Consider the following 23,631-nt stretch of genomic DNA (forward strand, 5'->3'; position numbering starts at 1 on the left):
CCGCGCTCTCCCTTCTTTTCTGCACCAGCAAAACACAGAAGGAACAAGAACTGATGGGCACCCTCCTGCACTCGTCGCAGACGCATCTGCGGCGCTATGCCGACCTCGCCGGCGCTGCCGCCTCCGGCGTCTGTCTTATCCACTGCCTGCTCACGCCTGTCGTGATCAGCCTCTTCCCGGACATCATTCCTTATCTTCCGGGAGACGCGTGGTTTCACCGCGCTCTCGCGATCGGCATCGTCATGCTGGGAGCAGCGGCATTCGCTCCGGGATATCGCATCCACCGCCGCCACTCGCTTCTGGCCCTCATCGGTGCCGGAATTTCGCTGATCCTGATCGTTGCCTGGGCAGGAGAGACGCTAAGCCACTCGCTGGAACTCATCCTCAGCGTCACCGGGTCGGCCATGCTGGTCGCGGCGCACCTGCTGAACCATAGCTTTTGCAGGCAGTGCCGCAGTTGCAAAGACCTCACGAGGTGCCAGGCAACAAACTTGTAGACGAGAGAAGGCTAGTGCAGCCATCGTCCCCGCACTAGCCTCTCCAGATCGGAAGCACCTCGGGATCGGAGACGCGAAGGCTCTGTAAAAGGCCGTGATGAGGACTGTAGCTGCACACTGGGTCGATCGCGTCCGGGTCGCCGGTCATCAGGAACGCCTGGCAGCGGCACCCACCGAAGTCCTGCTCTTTTCGGGGGCATGCGAGGCAGGTCGGAGACATCCACGCGTCTCCCCGGAAACGCTGAAAAGCCGACGACGACTCCCAAATCCACGCGAGGTCGTGTTCGCGAACAGTGTCGAAGCTCAGGCCGGGGATGATCGCCGCGGAGTGGCAAGGCAGCGCTTGTCCCGCCGGATCGATCAACATCATCTGCCGGCCCCATCCTCCAACGCATGCCTTGGGAAAGCTGCCGAAGTAATCCGGGAAGACCGCCTCGAGATGAATGCGCCCCTTCAGCCTCTGCCTTGCCGCATCGACGATCGGCAGCGACCGCTGCACCTGGTCCTCTGTCGGCATCAGCAGTGAGCGGTTTTTCAGAGCCCAGCCGTAATACTGAACATGCGCAATCTCCAGGCGATCGGGATTGAGGTCCTCGGCCAGCGCAATAAACTCCTCCAGCCGGTCGAGATTCATCCGGTGAACGACAAGATTGATCGTGAACGCCAGCGGAAACCGCTTCAGCACAGGCACCAGCGCCAGCTTGATCGCATGCGCCTTCGTCCCTGCAATATGGTTCGCCGAAACTTCGTCGAGATCCTGAAAGCTGAGTTGCAGGTGTTCGAGCCCAGCCTCCACCAGGGTAGCGAGGCGTTCTTCCGTCAGGCCCACTCCCGAAGTAATCATGTTGACGTAGAGTCCGGCTTCGCGGCCCGCTCGAATCAGCTCCGGCAGGTCCCTGCGCGCGAGAGGCTCGCCGCCGGTAAGATGCAGGTGCAGCACACCCATCTCCGCTGCCTGCTGGAAGACGCGTCTCCAGTCATCCGTCGACAGCTCCGATTCCGCGCGCTGCATCTCCACTGGATTCGAGCAGTAGAGGCAATGCAATGGACACCGATGCGTCACCTCCGCGATAAGCGACAGCGGTGAACCAGTAACCGACGATGAAGAATTCGACGACATCGTACTCAGACCCTCACAACTCCCCGCTGTTCCAGCCGGTTCAACAGACTCAAAATATCGCTTTGCACTTCGTTCGCATCCGCTCCCTCGTACTGCTGGAGCAGGTCTGTAACAACTTCCGTTACGTTTTTCGTTCCATCCAGCTTCGCGAGAATCTCGCGGGTGGGGCCCGTAAGGTTAAGCGTGCCTTCTGGAATCAGCAGAACGGCTTCGGTCGGATGCAGGCGGCATCCCGGAGCCAGTCGCGGGGTCGAATTCAGATCCATGGACAAACCTCTTCGTCGTTCAATCGCAGTCCGGAACAAAGGCGCCCGGGGGAATATTGCCAGGCACCACATAGGCATAGTCGATTGCGTCAAGCTGCGCCCACAGGATCGCGCACTTTGCCTCCAAAGCCTGGATCACCTGCTCCTGCTGTGCTCGCGTAGCCGCATGGGTCGAAACATAGTCGAGAGCAAAGGTCGCATCTTCCGGAGCCTGAGTCAGACGGCCTACAAAGTAGGCCAGCCCGGGAGTCAGATAGGGATAATGCAGGCGCATCTGGTCCATGCGCAGCGAGATCAGGTCGCGTGAAAACAGCTCGGTCAGCGAGGAGGCGACCGCAATCAACAGGGAGTTATCTCGAACCAGCGCGAGGTACGCGTCTACGGCATAACGCACGCCGGGCAGAACGCCGGTGCATGGAATCACCTGTTCGCGGCGAAGACCGGAGGCCTCGGCAAGCTGAATCCATTTTTCGACACCGCCATAACCATCCTTGTCGCCATCATGGTCGAGGATGCGCTTTCGCCACGCGCGCCGGAACGCCGGATCATCGCTCTTGGCCAGAAGGAGCGAATCCTTGATGGGAATACGGCTCTGGTAGTAGTAGCGATTGAGCGCCCAGGCCTGCAGCTGGCCGCGCGTCAACTCGCCCCTGTGCATGCGAAGGTGAAAGGGATGGCGATGGTGGTAGCGGCTATCTCCCACCGCCTGCAACCGGTCTCGCAGCTCCTGGCGCGAAAGCAGGTTCGTCTCTACAACTACAGTCGTCATCGTCATTGATCCACTTGCCATCCGTCGTGAGCCACCTGCCATCCCGCGTCCACAACAGCACGATACTCCGCGCTTCGGCTGTCGAGAATCGGGTTGGTGTTGTTGATATGGACGAAGACCCGGCGAGAAAAGTCTATGTCCGCCAGCAGTGCAATCGTTCCGTCCTCGCCACTGAGAGGCACATGTCCGATGGATCGTGCCAGCGGAGTGCCGGAGTGCGTACGGCTCAACTCCGCATCGCTCCAGAAGGTACCGTCCACCAACACCGTATCGCAGGTTCGGTAAATTGCCCGAAGCTCTTCCGTGATCTCAGGAACCGATGGAGTGTAAGCCACCCGGCGGCCATCTTTCTCCAGCAGCAGCCCTAAACTCGCCTGTCCTGCCTCTCCCGTATCAAGCTCCCGCGCATAGAATGGCAGCGAGCCCGCCAAGGGAACCGGGGTGCAATCGATCCCGGACTCACCCAGAGCGAACCTTCTGCCGGGAACGATCTCGATCCACGTCAGCTGATTGGGAACCCGCTCAAGCATGCGGAAAAAACTATTTGCCTCGAGCGTCTTCCGCACCAGCCGCGTCGCATAGATCGTAAGCGGCTGAAACTCCCTGAGCAGCAGGACTCCCAGCACCTGGTCAAGGTCCGCCGTGGTCAACACAATGCCTTCGATCGGCGTATTGCGGCGGCCATATTTTGCGGAAGGTTGCAGCTCGGAGTTCGCTTCTATCTGAAAGCGAAGATCAGGCGAGGCATTCAGCAGAAACCACTTTTCTTCGTCGCCAGAGACGATAGCCTGCAGCTGCAGGCGGGGTGGCACGCTTTGGGGCGCAGACCTGCTCAGCTCGCAAAACTGGCAGGCACAGTTCCACTGGGGAACGCCGCCACCGGCGGCAGTCCCCAGCATTTTGAACAGAAACATTCTTTAGCGTTCTGCAGGGGCGTAGCAGTTGATCTCACAAGCAAGGCTAACTTCTTTAAAATCAGGGCGGGTCCAGGTCTTCATTCGCGGTTTTCTCCTGTTTCTTTGGATAAACCCCAGCAGGTTCGTTTGCCTCGCCCACCGGAATCGTATCCGGAATTGTACATAATTTTAAGGACGCGTGGAAACTCGAGTGGTTAGCTTGTCAGACCGTTCCAAGCTATTTTCTCCGCCAGCGGACCCCGTCCTTCGAATCCTCGATCAGGATGCCCTTGCCCAACAGATCGTTACGGATCGCGTCCGCGCGGGCGAAATTACGTGATTTTTTGGCCTGGGTGCGTTCTGCAACCAGGGCCTCAATCTCCGCGTCCGACTGCGCCAGGTTCGTCACCAACTCCGGTGCCGCCTCACCCAGCCGGCCCTCGGCCTCGGCCCATGTCAGGGCAGCGCGCGTGATCTCGGCGTCATTGTCCTTCAGAACGGAAAAGACCCCGTCGAACAGCTCCAGCACCCGCAGAATCTCATCGACATTTCCGGCCCGAAGCGTGCCCGCGTCCGCAGCCGAGTTCGCCGCCCGCACCAGCTCAAAGACCGCCGCCCGCGCCTCCGCCGTGTTCAGGTCGTTAGCGAGCGAGGCCGTATACCCCTGCTCCGCCTTCGCGGTAGCCGCAGCCAAAGCATCGTCTATCCCCTCGGCAAACCCGCCCTTCAGCATTCGCTGGTGAAACGTGCGCAGCCGGTCGATCGCATTGGTCGATTCCGTCAGCGACTCGAACGTAAAGTTCATCTGGTGCCGGTACGGAACCGAGATCAGCAGGAAACGGATCGCCGACGCGCGATATCCCTTCAGCAGCAGATCGCGCAGGGTGTAGAAGTTTCCCTCCGACTTCGACATCTTGCGCCCTTCCACCAGAAGGAAGCGCACATGCATCCAGTGCCGCGCAAAGGCGTGTCCCGTCGCCGACTCCGACTGCGCGATCTCGTTCTCGTGGTGCGGAAACATCAGGTCTTCGCCGCCGCAGTGCAGATCGAACGCCTCGCCCAGATACTTGGTCGCCATCGCGGAGCACTCGATATGCCATCCCGGCCTTCCACAGCCCAGCGCCGTCGTCCAGCTCTGTTCTCCGGGCTTGCACGCCTTCCAGAGGGCGAAGTCCCTTGCCGCATCCTTCTCGTATTCGTCGACGTCTACCCGCGCGCCGTCCTCAATCCCATCAAAGTCCTTCCGCGACAGCTTGCCGTACTCCGGGAAGCGCGCAATGCGGAAGTACCAGCTGCCGTCCTCGGTCTGGTACGCGATATCCTCCGACGCCAGCTTCTCGATCAGCGTCACCATGTCCGGGATGCAATCGGTAGCCCGGGCCACAAGCTCCGGCCGCTCGATGCTCAGCGCGTCCGAGTCCTCAAAGAACGCGCGCTCGTACTTCTCCGTGTAGTCGGCGATCGGTTTGCTGGCCGCGGCGGCGTTGCGGATGATCTTGTCATCCACATCGGTGATGTTCATCACGAACTTCACCGTCATCCCCTGCTGGCGCAGGAAACGCCGCAGCACGTCTACATGCAGAAAGGTACGGAAGTTGCCAATGTGGCCGTAGTCGTAGACCGTTGGCCCGCAGCAATACATTCTCAGCTCAGGCGCGCCCACCGGTTCCAGTGTCTCGACCTTGCCGCCCAGGGTGTTGAAGAGTTCCATCGTTGCCACGTGCGCTTTTGTCCTGTCGCAGCCGAGCACGCAGCGCGGTGCAGACCTCTCCCGTTTGGAATTTCCCTGTTGATTTTAGCCGATCCCCGGGAGCTGCTTGTCACCGCAGGAACCAACTAAGCTCCACCCAGTCGAAGCTGAGGCGTCGCCCCAAGCGCCTCGGAGGCAAATTCGCCTGCGACAAACTTCGGCCACGCCGCTGCCGCGATCATCGCCGCATTGTCGGTCGACAGCGCCAGCGAAGGAAAGGCCACCGGCAACCCGCGTCGGTGCGCCTCCGCCTGAAACCTCCGCCGCAGCTCGCTGTTCGCCGCAACGCCTCCGGAGACGACAACGCCCCGCGCGCCAAACCTCTCGGCCGCAGCGAATGTCTGGCGAAGCAGGTTCCCCACCACCGCATGCTGGAACGACGCAATCAGGTCCAGCGTCTCCGCATCGCACAGCGCCGCCGTCTCTTCCGACCCCGGCTTCCACTCCGGATGCTCCGCCAGCACCCCACGCCGCGCTTCCGCGCTCCCGCGCATCTCGTGCGTCTCAATGTAGCGCAGCACCGCTGTCTTGATCCCACTGAACGAAAAGTTGAAGCTCGCTACATCTCCCGACCCCTTTGCAGGGGCCTTCTTGTTCGACAGCGAGATTCCCTCGCGATGCGCACGCGGCTTGATCTGCCCGAAGCGGAACGGCACCGCCTGAGGATTCCCGCGCCTCGCCAGTACATCGATCCACGGCCCTCCGGGATACCCCAGTCCCAGCAGCTTCGCCACCTTGTCGTACGCCTCGCCCGCCGCATCATCCACCGTGCGGCCCACATTGCGATAACGCCAGCCGCCCTCGCCTCGCTGCTCCGCAAGATACAGGTGCGTATGACCGCCCGAGACCACCAGCGCCAGCAGCGGAAGCTCCATCGGGCTCTCAGCCCGCTGCCGCGCCTCCATCAGCACCGCGTGGATATGACCCTCCAGGTGATTCACCCCGATCAACGGCTTGCCCAGCCCGAAGCTCAGCGCCTTCGCATACGTAATCCCCACCAGCAGCGCACCGGCAAGCCCCGGCCCTTCGGTGACGGCAATCGCATCCACATCATCAAGCGACACTCCCGCCTGCTCCATCGCCGCCCGTACCACCGGAACTATATTGCGCAAGTGTTCCCGCGATGCCAGCTCCGGAACTACGCCGCCGTAATTGGCATGCAGCTTCATCTGCGACGCCACCACATTCGACAGCGCCTCACATCCACCGCGCACCACCGCCGCAGCCGTCTCATCGCACGAGCTCTCGATGGCCAGAATCAGGCCTTTCGGTTCGTCATTGTGGCTCGCATCGCGCATCTCTTTATCATAGGGGACTGAGATGGCCGAGTCAGCGAACCCGAAGTACCTCGCAGCCCGCAACATCGCCGAGACACTACGCACCGCAGGCCACGAGGCTTACTTCGCTGGCGGCTGCGTACGCGATCTCCTGCTCGGCCTCACTCCCAAGGACTACGACGTCGCCACCTCTGCCACCCCCGACGTCGTCCTCGGCCTCTTTCCCGGCAAGAAAGCCCTCACTGTAGGAGCACATTTCGGTGTTGTCCTCGTCTGTGAACCCAACGACGGTTCCGACGGAACCTCCACCGAGGTCGCCACCTTCCGACACGACGGAGCCTACACCGACGGCCGCCGTCCCGACGCCGTCCGATTCTCAACCGATCCCCGCGAAGACGTTCTCCGCCGCGACTTCACCATCAACGGCATGCTGCTCGACCCCGAGATCTACGAACGAACGGGCGACGCTGCCCAGGCCACGCTCGACTTTGTCGGCGGCCGCGACGACCTCGCTACCCACACCCTGCGTGCCATCGGCGACCCCTTGCAGCGCTTCACCGAAGACAAGCTGCGCATGCTCCGCGCCGTCCGCTTCGCCGCTCGGCTCGGCTTCGCCATCGAGCCAGCAACGGCTACCGCCATCCGCCAGCTTGCAGCGCAGATCAACGTTGTCAGCCCCGAGCGCATCCGCGACGAAACAACCCTCATCCTCACCGAAGGCGGCGCCCGACCTGGCTTTGAACTCCTCGACCAGCTCGGCCTGCTTCCCCACATCCTGCCTGAGATCACAAAACTTCACGGCGTCCAGCAGCCGCCCGAGTACCACCCCGAAGGCGATGTCTGGATCCACACCCTCCTCCTCCTCGAAAAACTTCCCGCCGGAGCCTCGTCCACCCTCGCCTGGGGCGCCCTCCTCCACGACGTCGGCAAACCCGCAACCTTCCGCGCTCCAGACCCCGCTAACCCCAACGACCGCATCCGCTTCAACGGCCACGTCGAGGTCGGCGTCCGCATCGCCGAAAAGATCCTCCAGCGCCTCCACTTCTCCAACGAAGAGATCGCGCAGATCACCGCCCTCGTAAAAAATCACATGCGCTTCGGCGACGTTCTCCACATGCGCGAATCCACCCTCAAGCGCTTCCTCCGCCTCCCGGACTTCGACGAGCACCTCGCGCTGCACCGCATGGACTGTCTCTCCTCGCACGGTGATCTCAGCCTCTACGACTTCGCGAGGGAAAAGTACGAGGCCGCTCCCCCCGAATCCATCCAACCGAAGCTCCTCCTCACCGGGCGCGAGCTCATCGCCGCGGGCTACCATCCCGGCCCGCGGTTCAAGAAGATGCTCGAGGCCGCCGAAGACGCACAGCTGGAAGGCACCGTCGCCACCCCCGCTGAGGCGCTACGCTTCGTCCAGAACCGCTTCGGCCCGCCTCACCGGTAAGCGCGGCGTCTTCTTTTCATCGACGTTCGTCCATCTGCTCAGGCATGCCTACTTCCCTGCAGCCCGCAACTACGAGGCCCCTCGCGCTGGCCACCGGCGAAAGCGGCGACCTACCGCGACACTGCCGACGACCTCTCCGCCCCAGCGCCGTAACGGTGATCAGTGGTACGGCAGCAGCCCCCCAGCGCGCTCTCGATGCCTTCGTGTCCTGGGTCAAAACCGCTGCATCTAAAGGAACATGAGCGAACTCGACGTCGTCGTGATTGGAGCTGGCATCGCCGGGCTCACCGCCGCGCGGACTCTCGCCGAGGCCGGAGTTCGCGTTACGGTCGTCGAAGCCCGCCACCGCATCGGAGGCCGCATTCTCACTCATCGAGTGGGCGGCGAAACGCTTGAGCTGGGCGCAGAGTTCATCCACGGACGCCCGCCGGAGCTCTGGGCCCTCATCACCGAAACCGGCCTCGACACCTACGAGCGCGACGGCTCCCAGGGTTGCTTCAAAGATGGTTCGCTCAAACGCTGCCGCGAAGAAGACAGCGCCTTCCATCCGTTCGAGGGCCTCGAAGAATTCAAGGGCCCCGATGTGAGCTTCAACCAATACGTCGCCGGCCTCGACGCCACCGAGGCCCAGCGCGCCTCCGCTCGCAGCTTCGTCGAGGGCTTCAATGCCGCCGATTCAAACCAGATCAGCGTCGCCTCCCTGGGCGCGCAGCAGAGAGCCGAGGACTCCATCGAGGGCGACCGCATCTTTTACCTGGGCGCCGGCTACGATCGCCTCGCCCAATACCTCGCCAACCGCATCGTCGACTACGGCGGCAGTATTCGCCTCAACAGCCCCGTGCGCGAGATTCGCTGGAGCCCCGGTTCGGTCGAGATCATCGATGACAAGCAGACCTTCTCCGCACCTCGAGTCATCCTTACAATCCCGCTGGGCGTTCTTCAGTCTGGAAGCCTCACCATCGAGCCGCTTCCCGAAACCATCCTCGAAGCCGCCTCTCAGCTTCGCATGGGTCACGCCACCCGTTTCACGCTTCTCTTCCGCGATGCATTCTGGACGACGACACGGCGCTCATCCCGAATGCAAGACCTCAGCTTCCTCTTCAGCCTCGACGAGATGCCTCCCGTCTGGTGGACGACTCATCCCCACCCCAGCCCCCTGCTCACCGGCTGGGTCGGGGGTCCACGCTCCGCCGAGCTGGCGAGCCTCACTCCGGATCAGCTCGCCGAACGCGCCTGCTCCACCCTGGCCCGGATCTTCTCGCTCAAGCCCGCCCGCGTACAGAACCTTCTTCTCGGCTGTTACACCCACAACTGGAACAGCGATCCCTTCGCTCTGGGAGCCTACAGTTACGTCGGAGCAGGAGGGATCGACGCCTCACGCCAGCTCTCCGAGCCCGTGGCCGGCACACTCTTCTTCGCTGGCGAGCACACCGACACCACCGGCCACTGGGGAACGGTCCACGCAGCCCTGCGCTCCGGCCTGCGCGCCGCCCGGCAGGTGCTTGATCAAACCGCTTAGGAGATGCTCCTAAGAAGCTAATGCGAGGACCCAACGCGAGCGATTCAATCCTGCGGCATCGGGTTCAGCAGAAATTCCTTCGTCCCTTGCCACACCCCTCGCAGTGCCTCCCACTCTCTTTTGACAATCCGATTCCCTGTGCGCAAAACCACAAACGCAGGCATTCCGAGAAAAGCCAGCGGCGAGTTGCGACGGATAAAGCGAAGATCAGACAGGGTCAGCGTCTTCGACATGAAGAAACTCTCCTTGTTCGGTGCGCTTGCCCCTTCTTTATGAAGAACCGCGGTATCTTCCGCGATGACCATCTTCTACCGCGTCTTCTGCATTCTCAGGCACAGATCCGCGTCATCGAAGTACATGAAATACCCCTCGCACAGCAGACCTACTTCTTCAAGCATCGCTCTTCGAGCCAGAACGCTCGCAAAGGTCATGTACGAGTTTCCGATCAAACCGGGCCGGAGCATGGAAATGAGTCGAGTACCCGATCGAGGGCATAACCCTGCCTCCGCCCCATGCCTGTACCTCTGCAGAATTATGGGCGTAGAACAGGACAGTACCAACCAGTCCTGCCTCTGGGTTCTCGACCGCCCGACGCACCAGCTTCCGCAAAGTATCCGGGGGGCAGACCGTGTCATTGGTCAGCAGCTAGAAAATTCGTCGGTTCCCTTGAGACCCTCCCGCAACCCCACGTTGCATCCTTTGGAGTAGCCCAGATTCTCTCCGGTCTCAATCACGGTCACTTCAGGAAACGCCGATCGGATGCGCTCCACGGAATCGTTCGTCGAGCCGTTGTCCACCACGATCGTTTGGAGATTGCGATAATCCTGCTTTCGCAGGGAAGCCAGGCAATCGACGTGTCCCGCCACCCATTCCAGTTCACGATCACGCAGCAAACGCCAGGGGAGGCTTTTTCTTCTTCGATCATCTTCACCTGCAGATCTCTCCCAACCTTTTACTTTATTACAGAGCCCTGAGAAGAGCTATCCTGCGCCTGAAGCTTCACGCCTCGTTCCCGTGCCAACGCCCCCACTCTCTCCCGCAGCCCCTGCGCATCGAACGGAGCCCGCACCTTGGCGTCATTGTCGAAATAGACATAAACATCGCGCGGCCGTACCTCAGCGTCCGCCGCATCCGCGCGACGCCCCGCAGGCTGTCCGCCCTGCGCCCAGGTCAAAACACGCTCGGCCCACTCGTCCAGCGCTGCCTCCCCATATCCGCTCGTATACAACTGTTCCGACCCGTGCAGCCGGCAGTACACAAAGTTCGAGCTCACATCCATCAAAAGCGGCCACTCCACCGTATCCGCGACCACCAGGCCAATGTCGTGCTGCCGTAACAACTCCACAAACTCCGGCACCACGAAGCTCTCGTGGCGAATCTCCACCGAATGCCGCAGCGGAGCATCCCTCTTCACGCGAAACCCCGGATCCTCCCGCCTCCGATCCGCATGCCTTCGCATCAGGGCCGCTGCTTCGCGATGCGACCTTGGGAGCAACTTGAAGAACGTCTCGAAGCGCTCGCGATCAAATCGCATCTGCGGCGCGAACTGCCAAAGCAGCGGGCCGAACTTCGCCCCCAGCCGCAGCACGCCACTGCCAAAAAAGTTCGCCAGCGGAACCCTCACCTCACGCAGCTTCAGCATGTGCGTGATAAAGCGCGACCCCTTCACTGCAAAGACAAAATCCTCCGGAGTCTGCTGCGTCCACTCTGTGAAACTCTCAGGCCGCTGCAGCGAATAAAACGTTCCGTTGATCTCAACCGTTTCAAAGCTTTGGGCCGCAAACTCCAGTTCCCTCCGCTGCGGAAGTCCCTTCGGATAAAAGATTCCCCGCCACCCCGCATACCGCCAGCCGGAGATGCCGATCCGGATCCGACCCGCTTGCCTGCCCTTTGCCGCTGCCGTATGGTTCATGTCCTCATTGGATGGCTTCCCTTCCAGCGAAGACCGTAGATTCCGAGCAGGGTCCTCACTACAACTCCACTCAGCAACGCCCCACTTCCACGGAGCATCAGACCGATATGACTGTCCAACGTCCGCTGCTCAATACTCCTCGCGACCGTACCCCGAACACCCAAATTACCCTGGATGGTCTCGTCGTCGCCGCACGCACCGGCGACCTGCTCGTCGACGTCATCAACGACTCCCGCGAGAGCCGGGGGCAGAAACCGCTCCCACAGGTCTGCTACCTCCCACAGATGGGCCCTGTCGAAAGTTGCGATACCTGCATGGTCGAGGTGGATGGCAAACTGGCGCGCGCCTGCGGAACCCAGATTGTTTCCGGCATGGATGTCGTCACCTCCAGCAATCTCGCCGACATGGCCCAGCGCGAGGCCTTCGACCGCATCCTCAAGAACCACATGCTCTACTGTACGGTCTGCGACAACAATAACCAGAACTGCACCATCCACAACACTACTGCCGTTCTTGACGTTAAACACCAGGTCCGCCCCTACACCCCCAAACCCTACCCCCAGGACCACTCCAACGCCTTCTACCGCTACGACCCCGACCAGTGCATCCTCTGCGGCCGCTGTGTCGAGGCCTGCCAGGACGTACAGGTCAACGAAACCCTCTCCATCAACTGGGAGAGTGACAATCCGCGCGTGCTCTGGGACGGCGCCGATCCCTACAACGCAAACCAGATCGACGGCTCCTCCTGCGTCTCCTGCGGCCACTGCGTCACGGTCTGTCCCTGCAACGCGCTCATGGAAAAATCCATGCTCGGCCACGCCGGCTATCTCACCAACCTGCCGCACGAGGTTATCGACGAGATGATCGACGTCGTCAAGGCCGTCGAGCCCCCCATCGGCTACAGCCCCATCCTCGCCATCTCCGACATCGAATCCGAGATGCGCCACGCTCGCGTCAAACGCACAAAAACCGTCTGCACCTACTGCGCCGTCGGCTGCAGCTTCGAGGTCTGGACTCGCGATCGCCACATCCTCAAGATCGAGCCCACCCACGGCCCCGCCAACGGAATCTCCACCTGCATCAAGGGCAAGTTCGCCTGGGGACACATCAACGCCGACGACCGCCTCGTCTCCCCGCTCCTCCGCAAGGGCGACACCTTCGTCGAGATCTCCTGGGACGAAGCCCTTGACCTCATTCAGCAGAAATTCACCGAGATCAAGCAGCAACACGGCCCCGACGCCCTCGCCTTCATTGCCTCCTCCAAGTGCACCAACGAGGAGAGCTTCCTCATGCAGAAGCTCGCCCGCGCCGTCATTGGAACAAATAACGTCGACAACTGCGCCCGCTACTGCCAGAACCCCGCCACCGAGGGCCTGCAGCGCACCGTCGGCTACGGCGGCGACTCCGGCTCCATCTCCGACATCGAGCAGGCGGGCCTCGTCCTCATCGTCGGGGCCAACCCCGCTGAAAATCATCCCGTCCTCGCCACCCGCGTCAAACGCTCGCACAAGTTCCGCGGCCAGCGCCTCATCGTCGCCGACCTGCGGAAGCACGAGATGGCCGAGCGCGCCGACATCTTCTTCCGGCCCAACCCCGCCACCGACTCCGCGTGGCTCAACGGCGTCGCCAGGTACATCCTCGACCACAACCTCCACCAGCCCCAGTTCATCCAGCAGTGGGTCCACCACTTCGACGAGTACAAAAAGTCCCTCGAGCCCTTCACCCTCGAACACACCGAGCGCATCACCGGCATCCCCCAGGCCACCCTCATCACCGTCGCCAACGAGATCGCCGCCGCCGATGGCGTCTGCATCCTCTTCGCCATGGGCGTCACCCAGCACACCAGCGGCTCCGACACCTCCACCGCGCTCTCCAACCTTCTCCTGCTCACCGGAAACTACATGCGCCCCGGCGCCGGTGCCTATCCTCTTCGCGGACATAACAACGTTCAGGGCGCCAGCGACTTCGGCTCCATGCCCAACCTCTTCCCCGGCTACCAGAAGGTCGACGACGAAGACGTCCGCGCAAAGTTCGAGGCCGCCTGGGGAGTCACCCTTCCCACCACCACCGGCAAAGACAATCACCAGATGATCGACGCCATCCTCGAAGGCGGACTCAAGTCCCTCTACATCAAGGGCGAGGACACCATCACCTCGGACTCCAACGCCAACTACGTCGCCACCGCACTCTCCAAACTCGACTTCTTCATCGTGCAGGACATCAACTTCTCCGAGACCTGCCGCTACGCCGACCTCGTCCTTCCCGCCGCCGCCTCGCTCGAAAAAGACGGAACCTTCGTCTCCACCGAGCGCCGCATCCAGCGCATCTACAAGGCCCTCGATCCTCTCGGCGAATCCAAAGCCGACTGGCAGATCATCCAGCTCATCGCCAACCGCCTCGGAGGCAACTGGAAGTACACTCACCCCTCCGACATCATGGACGAGATCGCCTCCCTCACTCCGCTCTTCGCCGGCGTTACCTATGAGCGACTCGAAGGCTTCAAGAGCCTCCAGTGGCCGGTCGAGCCCGACGGCAAAGACACCCCGCTCCTCTTCACCGAGAGATTCAATTTCCCCGACGGCAAGGCGCGCTTCTACCCCATCGAGTACCGCGGTCCCTCCGAGGCGCAGGACAGCATCTACGACCTTCATCTCAACAACGGCCGCCTGCTCGAGCACTTCGAGCAGGGTTCGATGACCCGCCGCACCCCTGGCATCCACGCCATGACCCCAGACAACTTCGTCGAGGTCTCCCCTGAGCTCGCCCGCGAGCGCGGCGTCACCACCGGAACTCACGTCAAACTTCGCTCGCCCTACGGCGAGGTTCGCGTCCAGGTCCTCGTCACCGACCGGGTCGAGGGCAAGCAGCTCTACATGCCCCTCAACTCCGTCGACGAACCCGTCAACCGCCTCACCAGCAGCTACACCGACCGGGCCACGCACACGCCGGCCTTCAAGGAGACGGCCGTCAACATGACCATCCTCCCCAACCAGGCCGCGCACGAAGACAAGGGCCCGCTCCCCCGAGGAAACTTCCGCTTCGGAACCCGCACGCCCCAGAACGGAGTGGAGATCGAACGCAAATGGGCACGTCCCGATTACTACCTTCCCGGCACCGGTGCCGGAGATAAGCTGGTGCAAATCGCCTCCAGAAAGGTCTGATCTGCATCAACCGTATCAACGTCATCGCCAACCGTATCAACGTCATTCTGAGCGCAGCAAAGAATCTCAGTATTTCTTCCGCTCCGCCGTAAACTTCGATTCACCCAAGGAATCCGCATGGCTAACCCGCTCAGCTTCAAACCCCAGCCCGTCGATCCGCACCTGGAGCTCGAGCGCCGCCTCGCCCGTGCCCCGCGCGAGCACGCCGAAGCTCTGTTAGTCGTCTACGACGTCATTCAGGCCGCCCATGATAACGGCACCCTGGACGCGATCCACGGTCTCATCACGGCGCGCGACAAAATTGCAGGACGCCTCGCCGAAGCCGCAAACACCGAGGAAGGAAAGGCCGCTCTGCTCAACCTCCTTGAAGCGGCAAAGGTGCTCGCCTCCCTCGATCCCGAGTTGCTGGCGCCACTCGCCGATGTCGTGCGGCAGAGCTCCGAAGAGTACCGTCGCGAGAGCACTCCGCCCTCAGCCTGGCAGCTCCTTCGTCGCGCCACCAGCGCAGATGGACGGCGCGGACTCTCCCTCTTCACGCTTGTACTCACCAATCTCGGCAGGTCGTTCAAGCGGTAAGATGAGCCGAAAGCCCGCAAAGAAGCCCCGTGCCGAAGTCCACCAAACTCCGCCGATCCTCCTTCGCACCCATCGCCAGGGCGACATTGGCTGGGTCATCGAACGCCACGGCGCGCTCTATTCGTCCGTCGCATCGATGAGCGCGAAGGCTACCGGCTTATGCACGAAAAGCCGTACACTGCCTTCGGAAAAGATTTGATCTCTCAGGACTGGCAGCTCGATCTCTTGTAACCGAGGAGCTCTCCATGCTCGCACAGACTCAACTTATCGGCTTCATCCCCACCGTCGATGCCGACCGCGCCCGCAAATTCTACGTCGATACCCTCGGACTCACCTTCGTCTCCGACGATGAGTTCGCTATCGTCGTCCGCTCCGGTGGCATCGACATCCGCATCTCCCGTATCGCGGCATTCAATCCGTCTCCTCACACCATCCTTGGCTGGAAGGTCCCGTCGATCGATGCCTCCGTCCAGCAGTTTGCCGCTGCCGGAATCAAATTTGAACGCTATCCCTTCCTCGAACAGGACGCCTCCGGTATCTGGACCGCTCCCGACGGTGCCGCCAAGGTCGCCTGGTTCAAAGACCCTGACGGCAACGTCCTCTCGCTCTCTCAACACGCCAGTGTCTGACTCAGTGAACTCGCGTCAACTTCGTAAAAGGACCTGCCGCGCTCGGCCCTGCTCCGCTCTCGATCCAACTCTCGTCCGAAGACAGTTTGCCTGCGAAGGTTCGCGAACAACATGCGCCTGAGTACGCCCCAAACTCAAACAGGACACCTCGTTCCCCCGCTCGTTGAACCTTAAGACGGTCGCCATAGATCTCAAAAAGACGGTGAGGCTGAATCCCTGGCGCCAATCGAACCGTACCCGGAATCTGCAGTATGTCCGACCAACCGACAAACTGGCCCGGAGCCTGCTCCCCAATGTGGACCACTCTGCTCATAAATCCAACTGAACTCCACGAGCCCGTGATCGCATTGTGCGTCTTCATTCCCGCCTCCGGACGCTCCAGCGTCACCTGCTCATCGAAGCTTCCACGACGGAAACGTCCCACCCAGAAATCGCCTTCCTGTTTCGTCAGGTTCAGATCTACAGCTGGCATACTTGCAACTGGCGGAACGAAGTGCAACTCCAGATGTCCATCCTCAAGTTTCACCTGTGCCGCGCGCGCATGGTCCGAGAAATAACCTTCTTCTCCAAAGGTGAACTCGGCTCCCTTCTGCTCATACACGCCAAGATCCAGAGACTCCCATTGCTGCTCTACTCCGGCAAGGGTCTGGTGGTCCGATGTCGCATCCGGTGCCACCGAAGTCCACAACACCATGTGAATCCCGACAAAGCCGCCGTGTCCGTTCGGAGTCTCCCATAACCCCGACAATCCCTCCGGATCAGTCACAACCCTGCCCCGATAAGGACTCCCCTCTGGTGAAGTGCCCGTCTGCGCTGGAGCCGAGAGAGCGCCGGCAACGGTAATAACCGCGCAGAGAATCGTCTGCCAACTCAACCCACCACGCTGTCCCATGCCTCCACAGACACCGCTAGCCGCCCTTTCGTTCCCCGGCTCTCGCCACCGCCCGCGTCATCGTCTCCAGGCTCGACCACATCGCCGCCCACTCCCTCTCCGTCATTCCATCGCGAAACCTCTCCCCTGCCCTGCGCCAGGCCGGCTTCGCCTCACGCAGCCGGACCCTTCCCTCCGCAGTCAGAGACACACATCTCCGTCTGGCATCCTTTCCCGCGACCGACTCCACCCATCCCTTCTCCCGCAATACCTTCAGATTCCGCGAGAGCGTCGTCTTGTCCATCCCCAGCATCTGCCCCAGCGCGGCCTGTCCCTTGTCCTTCGCCGTATCCAGCGCCAGCAGCAACGCAAACTGTGCCGCCTCGATGCCTGCCTCCGACAGACAGGCATCGTAGAACTGCGTCATCAACCGGGCCGTGCGCCTCGTCGCCGCCAGCGCGCACGATAAACCTCCGCTTGACGCGTCATCCGTTCGTCTTCCGTTCATTTCTTAACCCTACTTCGTTCCTGTCTCTCCCGTCTGAGGCTTCATCAACAGCCGCATAGGAGACAACGGGCCCACTGGAATAAATTCCAGATCAACCATCCCCGCCTTGTCCAGCGGCAGACTCCCCATAATCGCCTTCGCCTCCTCCACGGTATTGCAGCGCAGAAAGAAGACAACCCCCTTGCCATCGGCGCGCGAGTACCACTGATCGATCTTTCCATCCAGATACAACAGCATCGTCTCCCGTGCCTCCTCCGGAAGCACCTTCATCAAATCGGACACACTGACACTCGGCTTACGGGTAAGCAGCACCATCACATCGGTTACCGGCACGGGAGGAGGCGCAGGCATCGCAGCACCCTGTGCCTGCGCATGCATACCCACACCAAGAACGAGAGCAGAAAGACTGAGAAGATTCACGGAAGCGCTCCTTCAGTTGCACATGCAACTGTTTAGTTGCAGATGCAACCTTAAAGTGAGGGCTTCAAAAACTTTCAGCCTATTCTTCGCCGTGGTCAAATAATCCTTGTGAGCAACCCAACCAGCCATCCCTTCGAAATCGGCAATCTCTCCGTAGGCCGTGGAACGCTCTTCCTGATTGCGGGCCCCTGTGTCATCGAATCCGAACCGCATGCCCGCATGATGGCCGACTCCATCCAGCGGATCACCTCCGACCTTGGGATTCCCCTCATCTTCAAAGCCAGCTACGACAAGGCCAACCGCACCTCCATTCATAGCTTTCGCGGTCCCGGCCTCCAGGAAGGTACCCGTATCCTCCAAACCATCGCAGAGACCACAGGGTTGCCGGTCCTCACCGACGTCCACACCTCCGAGGATTGCGCAAGGGTTGCCGAAGCCGTCAACGTTCTCCAGATCCCGGCCTTCCTCTGCCGCCAGACCGATCTGCTGATCGCGGCTGCAGAGGCCGCCAGCCAGCATGGCAGGGCCATCAATATCAAAAAGGGACAGTTTGTAGCCCCGGCCGATATGCGCCATGCCGTCGAAAAGGTTCGCGAGAGCGGCTGCAACCGCGTCTCGCTCACCGAACGGGGAGCCAGCTTCGGCTACAACAACCTCGTCGTGGACATGCGATCGCTCCCCATCATGCGGGAATTCGCGCCGGTCGTCTTTGACGGAACTCATTCCGTTCAAACACCTTCTGCAGCGAACGGCGTCTCAGGAGGCCAGCCGGAGTTTATCCCCATCCTCACCCGGGCCGCGGTCGCAGCCGGGGTGGACGGCGTCTTTCTCGAGGTCCACAACGACCCGCCGAAGGCGAAATCCGATGGAGCAAACGCGCTACATCTAAACCATCTGCGCGGCGTTCTGGAACAACTTCTTGCGATCCATCGGGTAGTGGCCTAGCATTCTGGTCACTCCCCGCCCGGTCTCCCTTGGTTTCCTGTTGTCACTTCCCACACACAAAAAAAACGGCCCCTCGCTTGAGGGGCCAATCTGCCTTGGTTCTCTCTGGTTAGGAGAGTCTATTGCGGGAGCGATCTAAGCCGCTCGCCGACAAACCGTACTAAACTTGCGGGCGACATAGAGGGAACTATGCCGCCCTTTTGGGGGGAGGGCCTACATTACTGGTTTGCCTCTGGTGGTGCGCTGACGCCCGAATGAGAGGGCTGGGGAGAGGCCGGTACCGTGTTCGATGCGGAGTTGGAGTCCATAGTTGCCAGGCTGTTGTGCAGCAACGTTACTCGGACGCCATTTGTGACAGCCTTTTCGCCATCGACTGGCTTAGCCGTATTCTTCCCGAGGCCGGTACGGTAAATGCGATATACCGGGACCTGGTGTTCCGTTACGAGATAGCGGACAACAGCGTCCGCCATCGCCTGCGAGGTCTGCACGCCGGAGCGGCTATATCCCTGAACCTCGACAATGTATCCCTTCTCGTTGGCCAGCTTTGCTGCTACATCGTCCAGTTCGGCCTTGGCCTTCGGACCGAGAGTGGTACGTCCGGAAACGAAGGCTACGGACGATGAGCTTATCTCCTTGTACTGATCAAGATTGCTGACCGTGGTGTTGAGGGAGGTAGCGCGGCTGCTTGCGTTGGTTGCCGTCTGCTGTGCGGCGCCAGCCTTATTGGCGGCGTCAGCTGCATGCTGATCGGCCAGATCTGCGGCACTCTGTGCCTTATTGATTCCGGTTGTCGCACGCGAATCGACGTCACGGATGTCATTCGCATTCTTCGCTTGAAGCTGATCCAGTTCGTTGGTCCGGTCCTTGATCGGATCCACCTGTCTGTGTACCCACTTCTTACGGGCCAAGGGGTTCATCTTGCCCCAGAAACCCTCCTTCGATTGCGATTCAAGAGGCTTACCCGTAGCATAGGTGGACTTGTCGTCCACGCTCATCTGGCTTCCCGCGGCTGGGGCGGAGGTGCTCGTGTCCTGTCCCGACGGAGTCGCCTGCGTAGCCGACTGAGCCAGGGCGCTCATACTCATCGCGGTGCCGAGTACTACAACTGAGAGACCAAATCTAGTTCCGGTTATCATGTCTTCGCTCCTCTGCACTGCATCTGCCGTTTCAGACGCCTGTATACCGGGAACTAAAGCATGTGCCGTGCCAAACCACTTAGCGCTAACTTGCACTGAAAACAAGTAAGTTAGCTAGTTGTAGATTCTTCCCCCAAAATAGGCTTTCCAGGAGCTCCTGCAATTTCTTCCAGGCAGCCGGTAAGTATTTCGGAGGAGCCTCCGCAGCCTTCTTCGCCGAGTAGTTATTTCGTATCCACCCGGATCACCCGGATCTCGGGCATCTGCATGTTCCAGTTCGCCGGGATCGACTCGAAGATAAGACGAAACTCGCGCTCATCCCCCGGATTCAAAGGTGCCGCGCTGACGGGTTGGGTATCGACATAGGGTTCGCGGGTCCGGATGAGGGCCAGCGGCAGTGTCTCCACCTGGGGAGGCATCTGCTCCTGGTTGTGAAAGAGAACCTGAACCGTCACCCCGGTCACCACCGCCGGGCCCAAGTTTCGAATATGCCCGTCGATGAAGGTCGACTTGCCTCCTGAGAGGCTCGTCGATTCGCTCATCTGGAGCTGTGAAAGCTGCAGATTGGAAGCGTAGGCATCGATGGGCTGAACCCCGGTGACCACTGGTGCCTTGCGATGTCCCGCAAGCAAAAGACCTCCCAGGACGGCAAGCACCACTGCTCCCGCAATCAGCCAGGCGGAGAGCGGCATGCCCGAGGAGCGAGCCAGCGGGGGAACGAAGATCTCTGGTGACTGCGGAATGTGATTCGAAGCAACGGGAGATTCTTCGCTGGGAGTCGCTTCCTTCCCATCCGGGCCGTCCGTACCTTGACGTCTGCGTTCCTGGTCGCTCATATGGCCGAAATTCTATACCGTCATGCCCATCCGCGATCTTCCCATATCGGGTCTGTTCCGGCGTCAACACTCCGCTGGTCAGAACTTAGCGTAATTTTCATTGTTGAAATCCACCAGATAGATGCATCATCGGGTCAAACATCGTCATCTACATGGAGTAGCAGCAGGAGAACCGAGCCATGACTCCCCCTATCGGCTTTCGGACCAGTAAATCGACGGACTCCAACAGCACCTCGATGGGGATTCGCCCTGCCGTTTCTTCAGACCCCATTGTCCCCGGCTCGGGAGCTCCTTCCCGGGGCGCTGACTATGCCTATCGCATAGCCGCCCTGACCGCCGGCCTGGTACTGCTCGCGACCGTCATGTAATCGCCTGCCCGCTTAGGCGAAGCTGGCGCGTTTGACCTTCTGGCGAAAGTCCTCGCCCTGCATCTCCACCACGACGCACATCTCCTGCAGCCGCGACCTCATTCGTTCGCCGATGCGATCCCCCAGGCTCTCCTCGCGCATCCTGCCTGCCCCGTCACCGGCCATGGTTCCAAGCGGCCCCTGGTTGGCATAGTTGGTGGTGATGATGGTCGTGCGCCGGTCGTTGTAGCGCGTGTTCAGAATGTGAGCGACCGTATCCCATACCCAATCCGTCGGCTTTGCAGCTCCCAGCTCGTCCAGAACGAGAACCTCGGTCTCGAAGACGGGCCGAAGAACCTCAAGCTCGGTCTCGCGAACCTGGGGGTTGTAGCTGTTCTGAACCTGCTTCAGAAGGTCCCGGTAGTCGTAGAACAATCCCGTTGCTCCGCGTTCGACTACGAGCGACTGCAGAATGCCCACCGCCAGGTGCGTCTTGCCGACCCCAATCGATCCGGTCAGAAGCAGACCCGTGCCGTCTGTCTCCAGGGGGTAGCTTTCGACAAACCGCTTTGCCCGCAGCAGCGCCACCCCCAGCGATCGGTGGGATGAGGGAAAGTTGGTCTCGTAGCTCTCGAGCGTGCAGTGCTCGTAGCGGCGCGGGATCGCCGCGCGTTTTACCCGGAGCCGGGCGCGTTCCTGGATGCGGCAGATGCAGTCCTCGGCAAACCTGCGGCCGTCGCGCTCGACGACCCGCAGCCCCGCGCCTTCGCAGATGGAACAGACTTCAGCCATTGCCTTCTCGTTTCGTATCCTCAGTATCGCAGCAGTCCGGCTTCGCTGCCCCTGTGCGAAAACAGGCTGCGAAATGGTAAAATAAGCTATGTGCTCGCCATTCCGGCTCTGCTGGCCTGGCACGGCGTCGCGACAGGCCCATCGATGTGACGTGACCGTACCGTTGCAAGCGATCCGCGACCCGGAAAAGCCAAATTCAAACGCCGGCGAGAAGATCGTCCGGCGAAAGGATCGGTTCATGCCGAAAGAAGGAATTCACCCGAAGTACCAGACCATCACCGTAAAGTGTGCCTGCGGGACCCACTTTGAGACCCGTTCCACACACAAAGGCGATATCGTCCTCGAAATCTGCTCCGCCTGCCACCCGTTCTTTACCGGCAAGCAGAAGTTGGTCGACACCGCCGGACGCGTCGAGCGTTTCCGTCGCAAATTCGCCCAGTCGGATGCAGGCAAGGCAGCTGCTACAAAGTAAGCGACGAAGCGAAAACCATCGAAGGGGCCTCCGCCACTGCGGAGGCCTTCTTCTTGGACCTCACCTGAGATACTGATTCCCGTATGAAGAAGCGCTACACGCTCGAGCAGAAGAAGTGGGACTCGCCGGTCGAACACGCGATGCCCGCGCAAACTCGCGTGCCTGCCAGCTTCACCATCGGCAACGTCACCATCGCTCCGGCGACCGTCCTCGCCCCGATGGCCGGCGTGACCGACACCGTCTTCCGCCGCTTCATCAAGAACGCCAGCCAGTTCAATGCCCACAGGGATTCTGAGCAGAGCTTTGATCCTCCTCAGAGTTGTCATCCTGAGCGGAGCTTTGATCCTCCTCAGAGTTGTCATCCTGAGCGGAGCCCCGGAGGGGCGGAGTCGAAGGACCTGCGGTTTGCCTCAGACGCCACCAACGTAGCTGCCGAGACCACCAACCAGCAATCCGGCTGCGGCCTCATCATGACCGAGTTCACCTCGGCCGACGGGCTTTCTCGAATGCGCGAGACCAAGCGCAAGCGTTACCTCACCTACTACGACGACGAGCACCCAATCTCCGCGCAGCTCTTCGGCTCCAATCCCGAGACCCTCGCCGACTCCGCCCGCATCGTTCAGGACGCCGGTTTCGATCTCGTCGACCTGAACCTCGGCTGCCCGGCCAAGCGCGTCGTCGCCTGCAACGGCGGCTCCGGCCTGCTCAAGGACCTGCCCCAGATCGAGCGCATCTTCAAAGCCATCCGCACCGCCGTCTCGATCCCCTTCACGGTGAAGTTCCGCATGGGCTGGAACGACCACCACATCGTCTGCGTCGAGCTGGCGAAGATGGCCGAAGACTGCGGCCTGAACGCCTGCGCGCTGCACGCCCGCACCCGCGAAGACGGCTACACCGGTCAGGCGCGCTGGGAGTACATCGCTCAGGTCAAAGATGCCGTGAGCATCCCTGTCATCGGCAACGGCGACATCCGCACCCCCGAGGACGCAGCAGCGATGGTCGAGGCGACCGGATGCGACGCCGTCATGATCGGCCGCACCGCCCCGGCGAATCCGTGGATCTTCCGCCAGATCGCGCAGTACACCGCTTCGAAGGAAGCTACCGGCGTTGGCACCTACGACCATCCCACCAACGAAGACCGCTACCGCATGATCCGCACCTACTTCCAGATGCTGGTCGACGAGATCGCGCTCGAAGAGGCCGCCGAAGCGGCCCGTGCCGAGGCCATCATCGCCTCCGGTCAAATCGCCCGCGACAAGCGCAATCGCGACGCCGTCGGAAAGATGAAGCAGTTCGCCGCCTGGTTCACGCACGGCGTGCCCGGTGGAGGCGCGCTGCGCAAGCAGATCTTCGAGTCGAAGAACGGCAATGCTGTCATAGCCGCAGTCGAGAATTTCTTCGAATCACACCAGATCGTCGATGAGGCTTCGCTCGATGCTGTGACGGACGACACAACACTCCTCACCGAAGCCGCATACTGCGACTAGCAAC

General features: G+C 61.1%; 28 protein-coding genes. 11 read left to right on the forward strand and 17 right to left on the reverse strand.

Annotation, left to right across the window (positions count from 1 at the left end):
• Nucleotides 1-53 precede the first annotated feature (53 nt).
• On the forward strand, nucleotides 54-497 hold the full coding sequence (locus BDD14_RS11495; RefSeq protein ID WP_130418930.1) for a MerC domain-containing protein: 444 nt from the start codon (nucleotides 54-56) through the stop codon (nucleotides 495-497).
• A 34-nt stretch (nucleotides 498-531) separates the two neighbouring features.
• Here BDD14_RS11495 and pqqE read toward each other — a convergent pair whose 3' ends face one another.
• The 7 genes from pqqE to tsaD form a co-directional block, all read right to left on the reverse strand.
• A complete protein-coding gene (gene pqqE, locus BDD14_RS11500; RefSeq protein WP_130418931.1) occupies nucleotides 532-1,617 on the reverse strand; it encodes a pyrroloquinoline quinone biosynthesis protein PqqE in 1,086 nt (361 codons plus the stop codon).
• A gap of 5 nt (nucleotides 1,618-1,622) precedes the next feature.
• A complete protein-coding gene (locus tag BDD14_RS11505) occupies nucleotides 1,623-1,883 on the reverse strand; it encodes a PqqD family peptide modification chaperone (RefSeq protein ID WP_130418932.1) in 261 nt (86 codons plus the stop codon).
• Nucleotides 1,884-1,902: 19 nt separating this feature from the next.
• Nucleotides 1,903-2,652 carry a pyrroloquinoline-quinone synthase PqqC gene (gene pqqC / locus BDD14_RS11510; RefSeq protein WP_242617892.1) on the reverse strand — a complete coding sequence of 250 codons (750 nt, stop codon included), beginning with the start codon at nucleotides 2,650-2,652 and terminating at the stop codon, nucleotides 1,903-1,905.
• 2 nt (nucleotides 2,653-2,654) lie between these two features.
• The gene (gene pqqB / locus BDD14_RS11515; protein WP_130418933.1) at nucleotides 2,655-3,566 is read right to left on the reverse strand and encodes a pyrroloquinoline quinone biosynthesis protein PqqB; all 912 of its coding nucleotides are present in this window, start codon (nucleotides 3,564-3,566) and stop codon (nucleotides 2,655-2,657) included.
• 3 nt (nucleotides 3,567-3,569) lie between these two features.
• On the reverse strand, nucleotides 3,570-3,650 hold the full coding sequence (gene pqqA, locus BDD14_RS34445) for a pyrroloquinoline quinone precursor peptide PqqA (protein ID WP_130422996.1): 81 nt from the start codon (nucleotides 3,648-3,650) through the stop codon (nucleotides 3,570-3,572).
• A gap of 136 nt (nucleotides 3,651-3,786) precedes the next feature.
• Entirely contained in the window at nucleotides 3,787-5,259 is a 1,473-nt protein-coding gene (cysS, locus tag BDD14_RS11525) for a cysteine--tRNA ligase (protein ID WP_130422998.1), read from the reverse strand.
• 125 nt (nucleotides 5,260-5,384) lie between these two features.
• Nucleotides 5,385-6,596: a tRNA (adenosine(37)-N6)-threonylcarbamoyltransferase complex transferase subunit TsaD gene (gene tsaD, locus BDD14_RS11530; RefSeq protein ID WP_130418934.1), complete on the reverse strand. Its 1,212-nt coding sequence runs from the start codon at nucleotides 6,594-6,596 to the stop codon at nucleotides 5,385-5,387.
• Nucleotides 6,597-6,618: 22 nt separating this feature from the next.
• On the opposite strand from tsaD, the gene BDD14_RS11535 reads away from it, so the two are divergent.
• Both BDD14_RS11535 and BDD14_RS11540 read left to right on the forward strand, forming a co-directional pair.
• Nucleotides 6,619-8,016 (forward strand): CCA tRNA nucleotidyltransferase, encoded by a 1,398-nt coding sequence (locus BDD14_RS11535; protein WP_130418935.1) that lies wholly within the window; start codon nucleotides 6,619-6,621, stop codon nucleotides 8,014-8,016.
• 238 nt (nucleotides 8,017-8,254) lie between these two features.
• Entirely contained in the window at nucleotides 8,255-9,535 is a 1,281-nt protein-coding gene (locus BDD14_RS11540; RefSeq protein ID WP_130418936.1) for a flavin monoamine oxidase family protein, read from the forward strand.
• A gap of 44 nt (nucleotides 9,536-9,579) precedes the next feature.
• Here BDD14_RS11540 and BDD14_RS11545 read toward each other — a convergent pair whose 3' ends face one another.
• The 4 genes from BDD14_RS11545 to BDD14_RS11555 all read right to left on the reverse strand — a co-directional run bounded on the left by BDD14_RS11545 (nucleotide 9,580) and on the right by BDD14_RS11555 (nucleotide 11,447).
• Nucleotides 9,580-9,768 (reverse strand): hypothetical protein, encoded by a 189-nt coding sequence (locus tag BDD14_RS11545; protein ID WP_130418937.1) that lies wholly within the window; start codon nucleotides 9,766-9,768, stop codon nucleotides 9,580-9,582.
• Between the two features lie 75 nt (nucleotides 9,769-9,843).
• Nucleotides 9,844-9,966 (reverse strand): glycosyltransferase family protein, encoded by a 123-nt coding sequence (locus BDD14_RS33715; RefSeq protein WP_278045478.1) that lies wholly within the window; start codon nucleotides 9,964-9,966, stop codon nucleotides 9,844-9,846.
• 207 nt (nucleotides 9,967-10,173) lie between these two features.
• On the reverse strand, nucleotides 10,174-10,428 hold the full coding sequence (locus BDD14_RS11550; protein ID WP_130418938.1) for a glycosyltransferase: 255 nt from the start codon (nucleotides 10,426-10,428) through the stop codon (nucleotides 10,174-10,176).
• Between the two features lie 59 nt (nucleotides 10,429-10,487).
• Complete coding sequence (locus BDD14_RS11555) at nucleotides 10,488-11,447, reverse strand: DUF72 domain-containing protein (protein WP_130418939.1); 960 nt, start codon at nucleotides 11,445-11,447, stop codon at nucleotides 10,488-10,490.
• Between the two features lie 107 nt (nucleotides 11,448-11,554).
• On the opposite strand from BDD14_RS11555, the gene fdhF reads away from it, so the two are divergent.
• The 4 genes from fdhF (at nucleotide 11,555) to BDD14_RS11575 (ending at nucleotide 15,813) form a co-directional block, all read left to right on the forward strand.
• On the forward strand, nucleotides 11,555-14,608 hold the full coding sequence (gene fdhF, locus BDD14_RS11560; protein WP_130423000.1) for a formate dehydrogenase subunit alpha: 3,054 nt from the start codon (nucleotides 11,555-11,557) through the stop codon (nucleotides 14,606-14,608).
• 117 nt (nucleotides 14,609-14,725) lie between these two features.
• A complete protein-coding gene (locus BDD14_RS11565; protein ID WP_130418940.1) occupies nucleotides 14,726-15,184 on the forward strand; it encodes a helical membrane plugin domain-containing protein in 459 nt (152 codons plus the stop codon).
• A 1-nt stretch (nucleotide 15,185) separates the two neighbouring features.
• Entirely contained in the window at nucleotides 15,186-15,383 is a 198-nt protein-coding gene (locus BDD14_RS11570) for a hypothetical protein (RefSeq protein WP_130418941.1), read from the forward strand.
• A gap of 46 nt (nucleotides 15,384-15,429) precedes the next feature.
• Nucleotides 15,430-15,813 (forward strand): VOC family protein, encoded by a 384-nt coding sequence (locus tag BDD14_RS11575; protein WP_130418942.1) that lies wholly within the window; start codon nucleotides 15,430-15,432, stop codon nucleotides 15,811-15,813.
• A 1-nt stretch (nucleotide 15,814) separates the two neighbouring features.
• On the opposite strand, the gene BDD14_RS11580 is transcribed toward BDD14_RS11575, so the two are convergent.
• Genes BDD14_RS11580 through BDD14_RS11590 form a run of 3 tightly spaced genes read right to left on the reverse strand, consistent with a single transcriptional unit; the run spans nucleotide 15,815 to nucleotide 17,612 of the window.
• Nucleotides 15,815-16,705, reverse strand: a complete 891-nt coding sequence (locus BDD14_RS11580) for a hypothetical protein (protein ID WP_130418943.1) — start codon at nucleotides 16,703-16,705, stop codon at nucleotides 15,815-15,817.
• 16 nt (nucleotides 16,706-16,721) lie between these two features.
• A complete protein-coding gene (locus tag BDD14_RS11585) occupies nucleotides 16,722-17,192 on the reverse strand; it encodes a MarR family winged helix-turn-helix transcriptional regulator (RefSeq protein WP_130418944.1) in 471 nt (156 codons plus the stop codon).
• 9 nt (nucleotides 17,193-17,201) lie between these two features.
• Nucleotides 17,202-17,612: a hypothetical protein gene (locus tag BDD14_RS11590; protein ID WP_207231720.1), complete on the reverse strand. Its 411-nt coding sequence runs from the start codon at nucleotides 17,610-17,612 to the stop codon at nucleotides 17,202-17,204.
• 108 nt (nucleotides 17,613-17,720) lie between these two features.
• Here BDD14_RS11590 and kdsA point away from each other — a divergent pair, with 108 nt between their 5' ends.
• The gene (gene kdsA, locus BDD14_RS11595) at nucleotides 17,721-18,557 is read left to right on the forward strand and encodes a 3-deoxy-8-phosphooctulonate synthase (RefSeq protein ID WP_130418945.1); all 837 of its coding nucleotides are present in this window, start codon (nucleotides 17,721-17,723) and stop codon (nucleotides 18,555-18,557) included.
• A gap of 218 nt (nucleotides 18,558-18,775) precedes the next feature.
• Here kdsA and BDD14_RS11600 read toward each other — a convergent pair whose 3' ends face one another.
• Nucleotides 18,776-19,693, reverse strand: coding sequence for an OmpA family protein (locus BDD14_RS11600; protein WP_130418946.1), 918 nt, complete (start codon nucleotides 19,691-19,693; stop codon nucleotides 18,776-18,778).
• Between the two features lie 224 nt (nucleotides 19,694-19,917).
• A complete protein-coding gene (locus BDD14_RS11605) occupies nucleotides 19,918-20,529 on the reverse strand; it encodes a DUF2393 family protein (RefSeq protein WP_130418947.1) in 612 nt (203 codons plus the stop codon).
• Between the two features lie 179 nt (nucleotides 20,530-20,708).
• On the opposite strand from BDD14_RS11605, the gene BDD14_RS11610 reads away from it, so the two are divergent.
• Complete coding sequence (locus BDD14_RS11610; protein ID WP_130418948.1) at nucleotides 20,709-20,897, forward strand: hypothetical protein; 189 nt, start codon at nucleotides 20,709-20,711, stop codon at nucleotides 20,895-20,897.
• A 12-nt stretch (nucleotides 20,898-20,909) separates the two neighbouring features.
• Here the strand turns inward: BDD14_RS11610 and BDD14_RS11615 are convergent, their stop codons facing one another.
• A complete protein-coding gene (locus BDD14_RS11615; protein WP_130418949.1) occupies nucleotides 20,910-21,668 on the reverse strand; it encodes an ATP-binding protein in 759 nt (252 codons plus the stop codon).
• A gap of 238 nt (nucleotides 21,669-21,906) precedes the next feature.
• Between BDD14_RS11615 and rpmE the strand changes: the two genes are divergently transcribed.
• Both rpmE and BDD14_RS32395 read left to right on the forward strand, forming a co-directional pair.
• Nucleotides 21,907-22,140 carry a 50S ribosomal protein L31 gene (gene rpmE, locus BDD14_RS11620; protein ID WP_130418950.1) on the forward strand — a complete coding sequence of 78 codons (234 nt, stop codon included), beginning with the start codon at nucleotides 21,907-21,909 and terminating at the stop codon, nucleotides 22,138-22,140.
• 83 nt (nucleotides 22,141-22,223) lie between these two features.
• Nucleotides 22,224-23,627: a tRNA dihydrouridine synthase gene (locus tag BDD14_RS32395; RefSeq protein ID WP_207231721.1), complete on the forward strand. Its 1,404-nt coding sequence runs from the start codon at nucleotides 22,224-22,226 to the stop codon at nucleotides 23,625-23,627.
• Nucleotides 23,628-23,631: the final 4 nt, after the last annotated feature.

Source organism: Edaphobacter modestus (assembly GCF_004217555.1).
GTDB lineage: Bacteria > Acidobacteriota > Terriglobia > Terriglobales > Acidobacteriaceae > Edaphobacter > Edaphobacter modestus.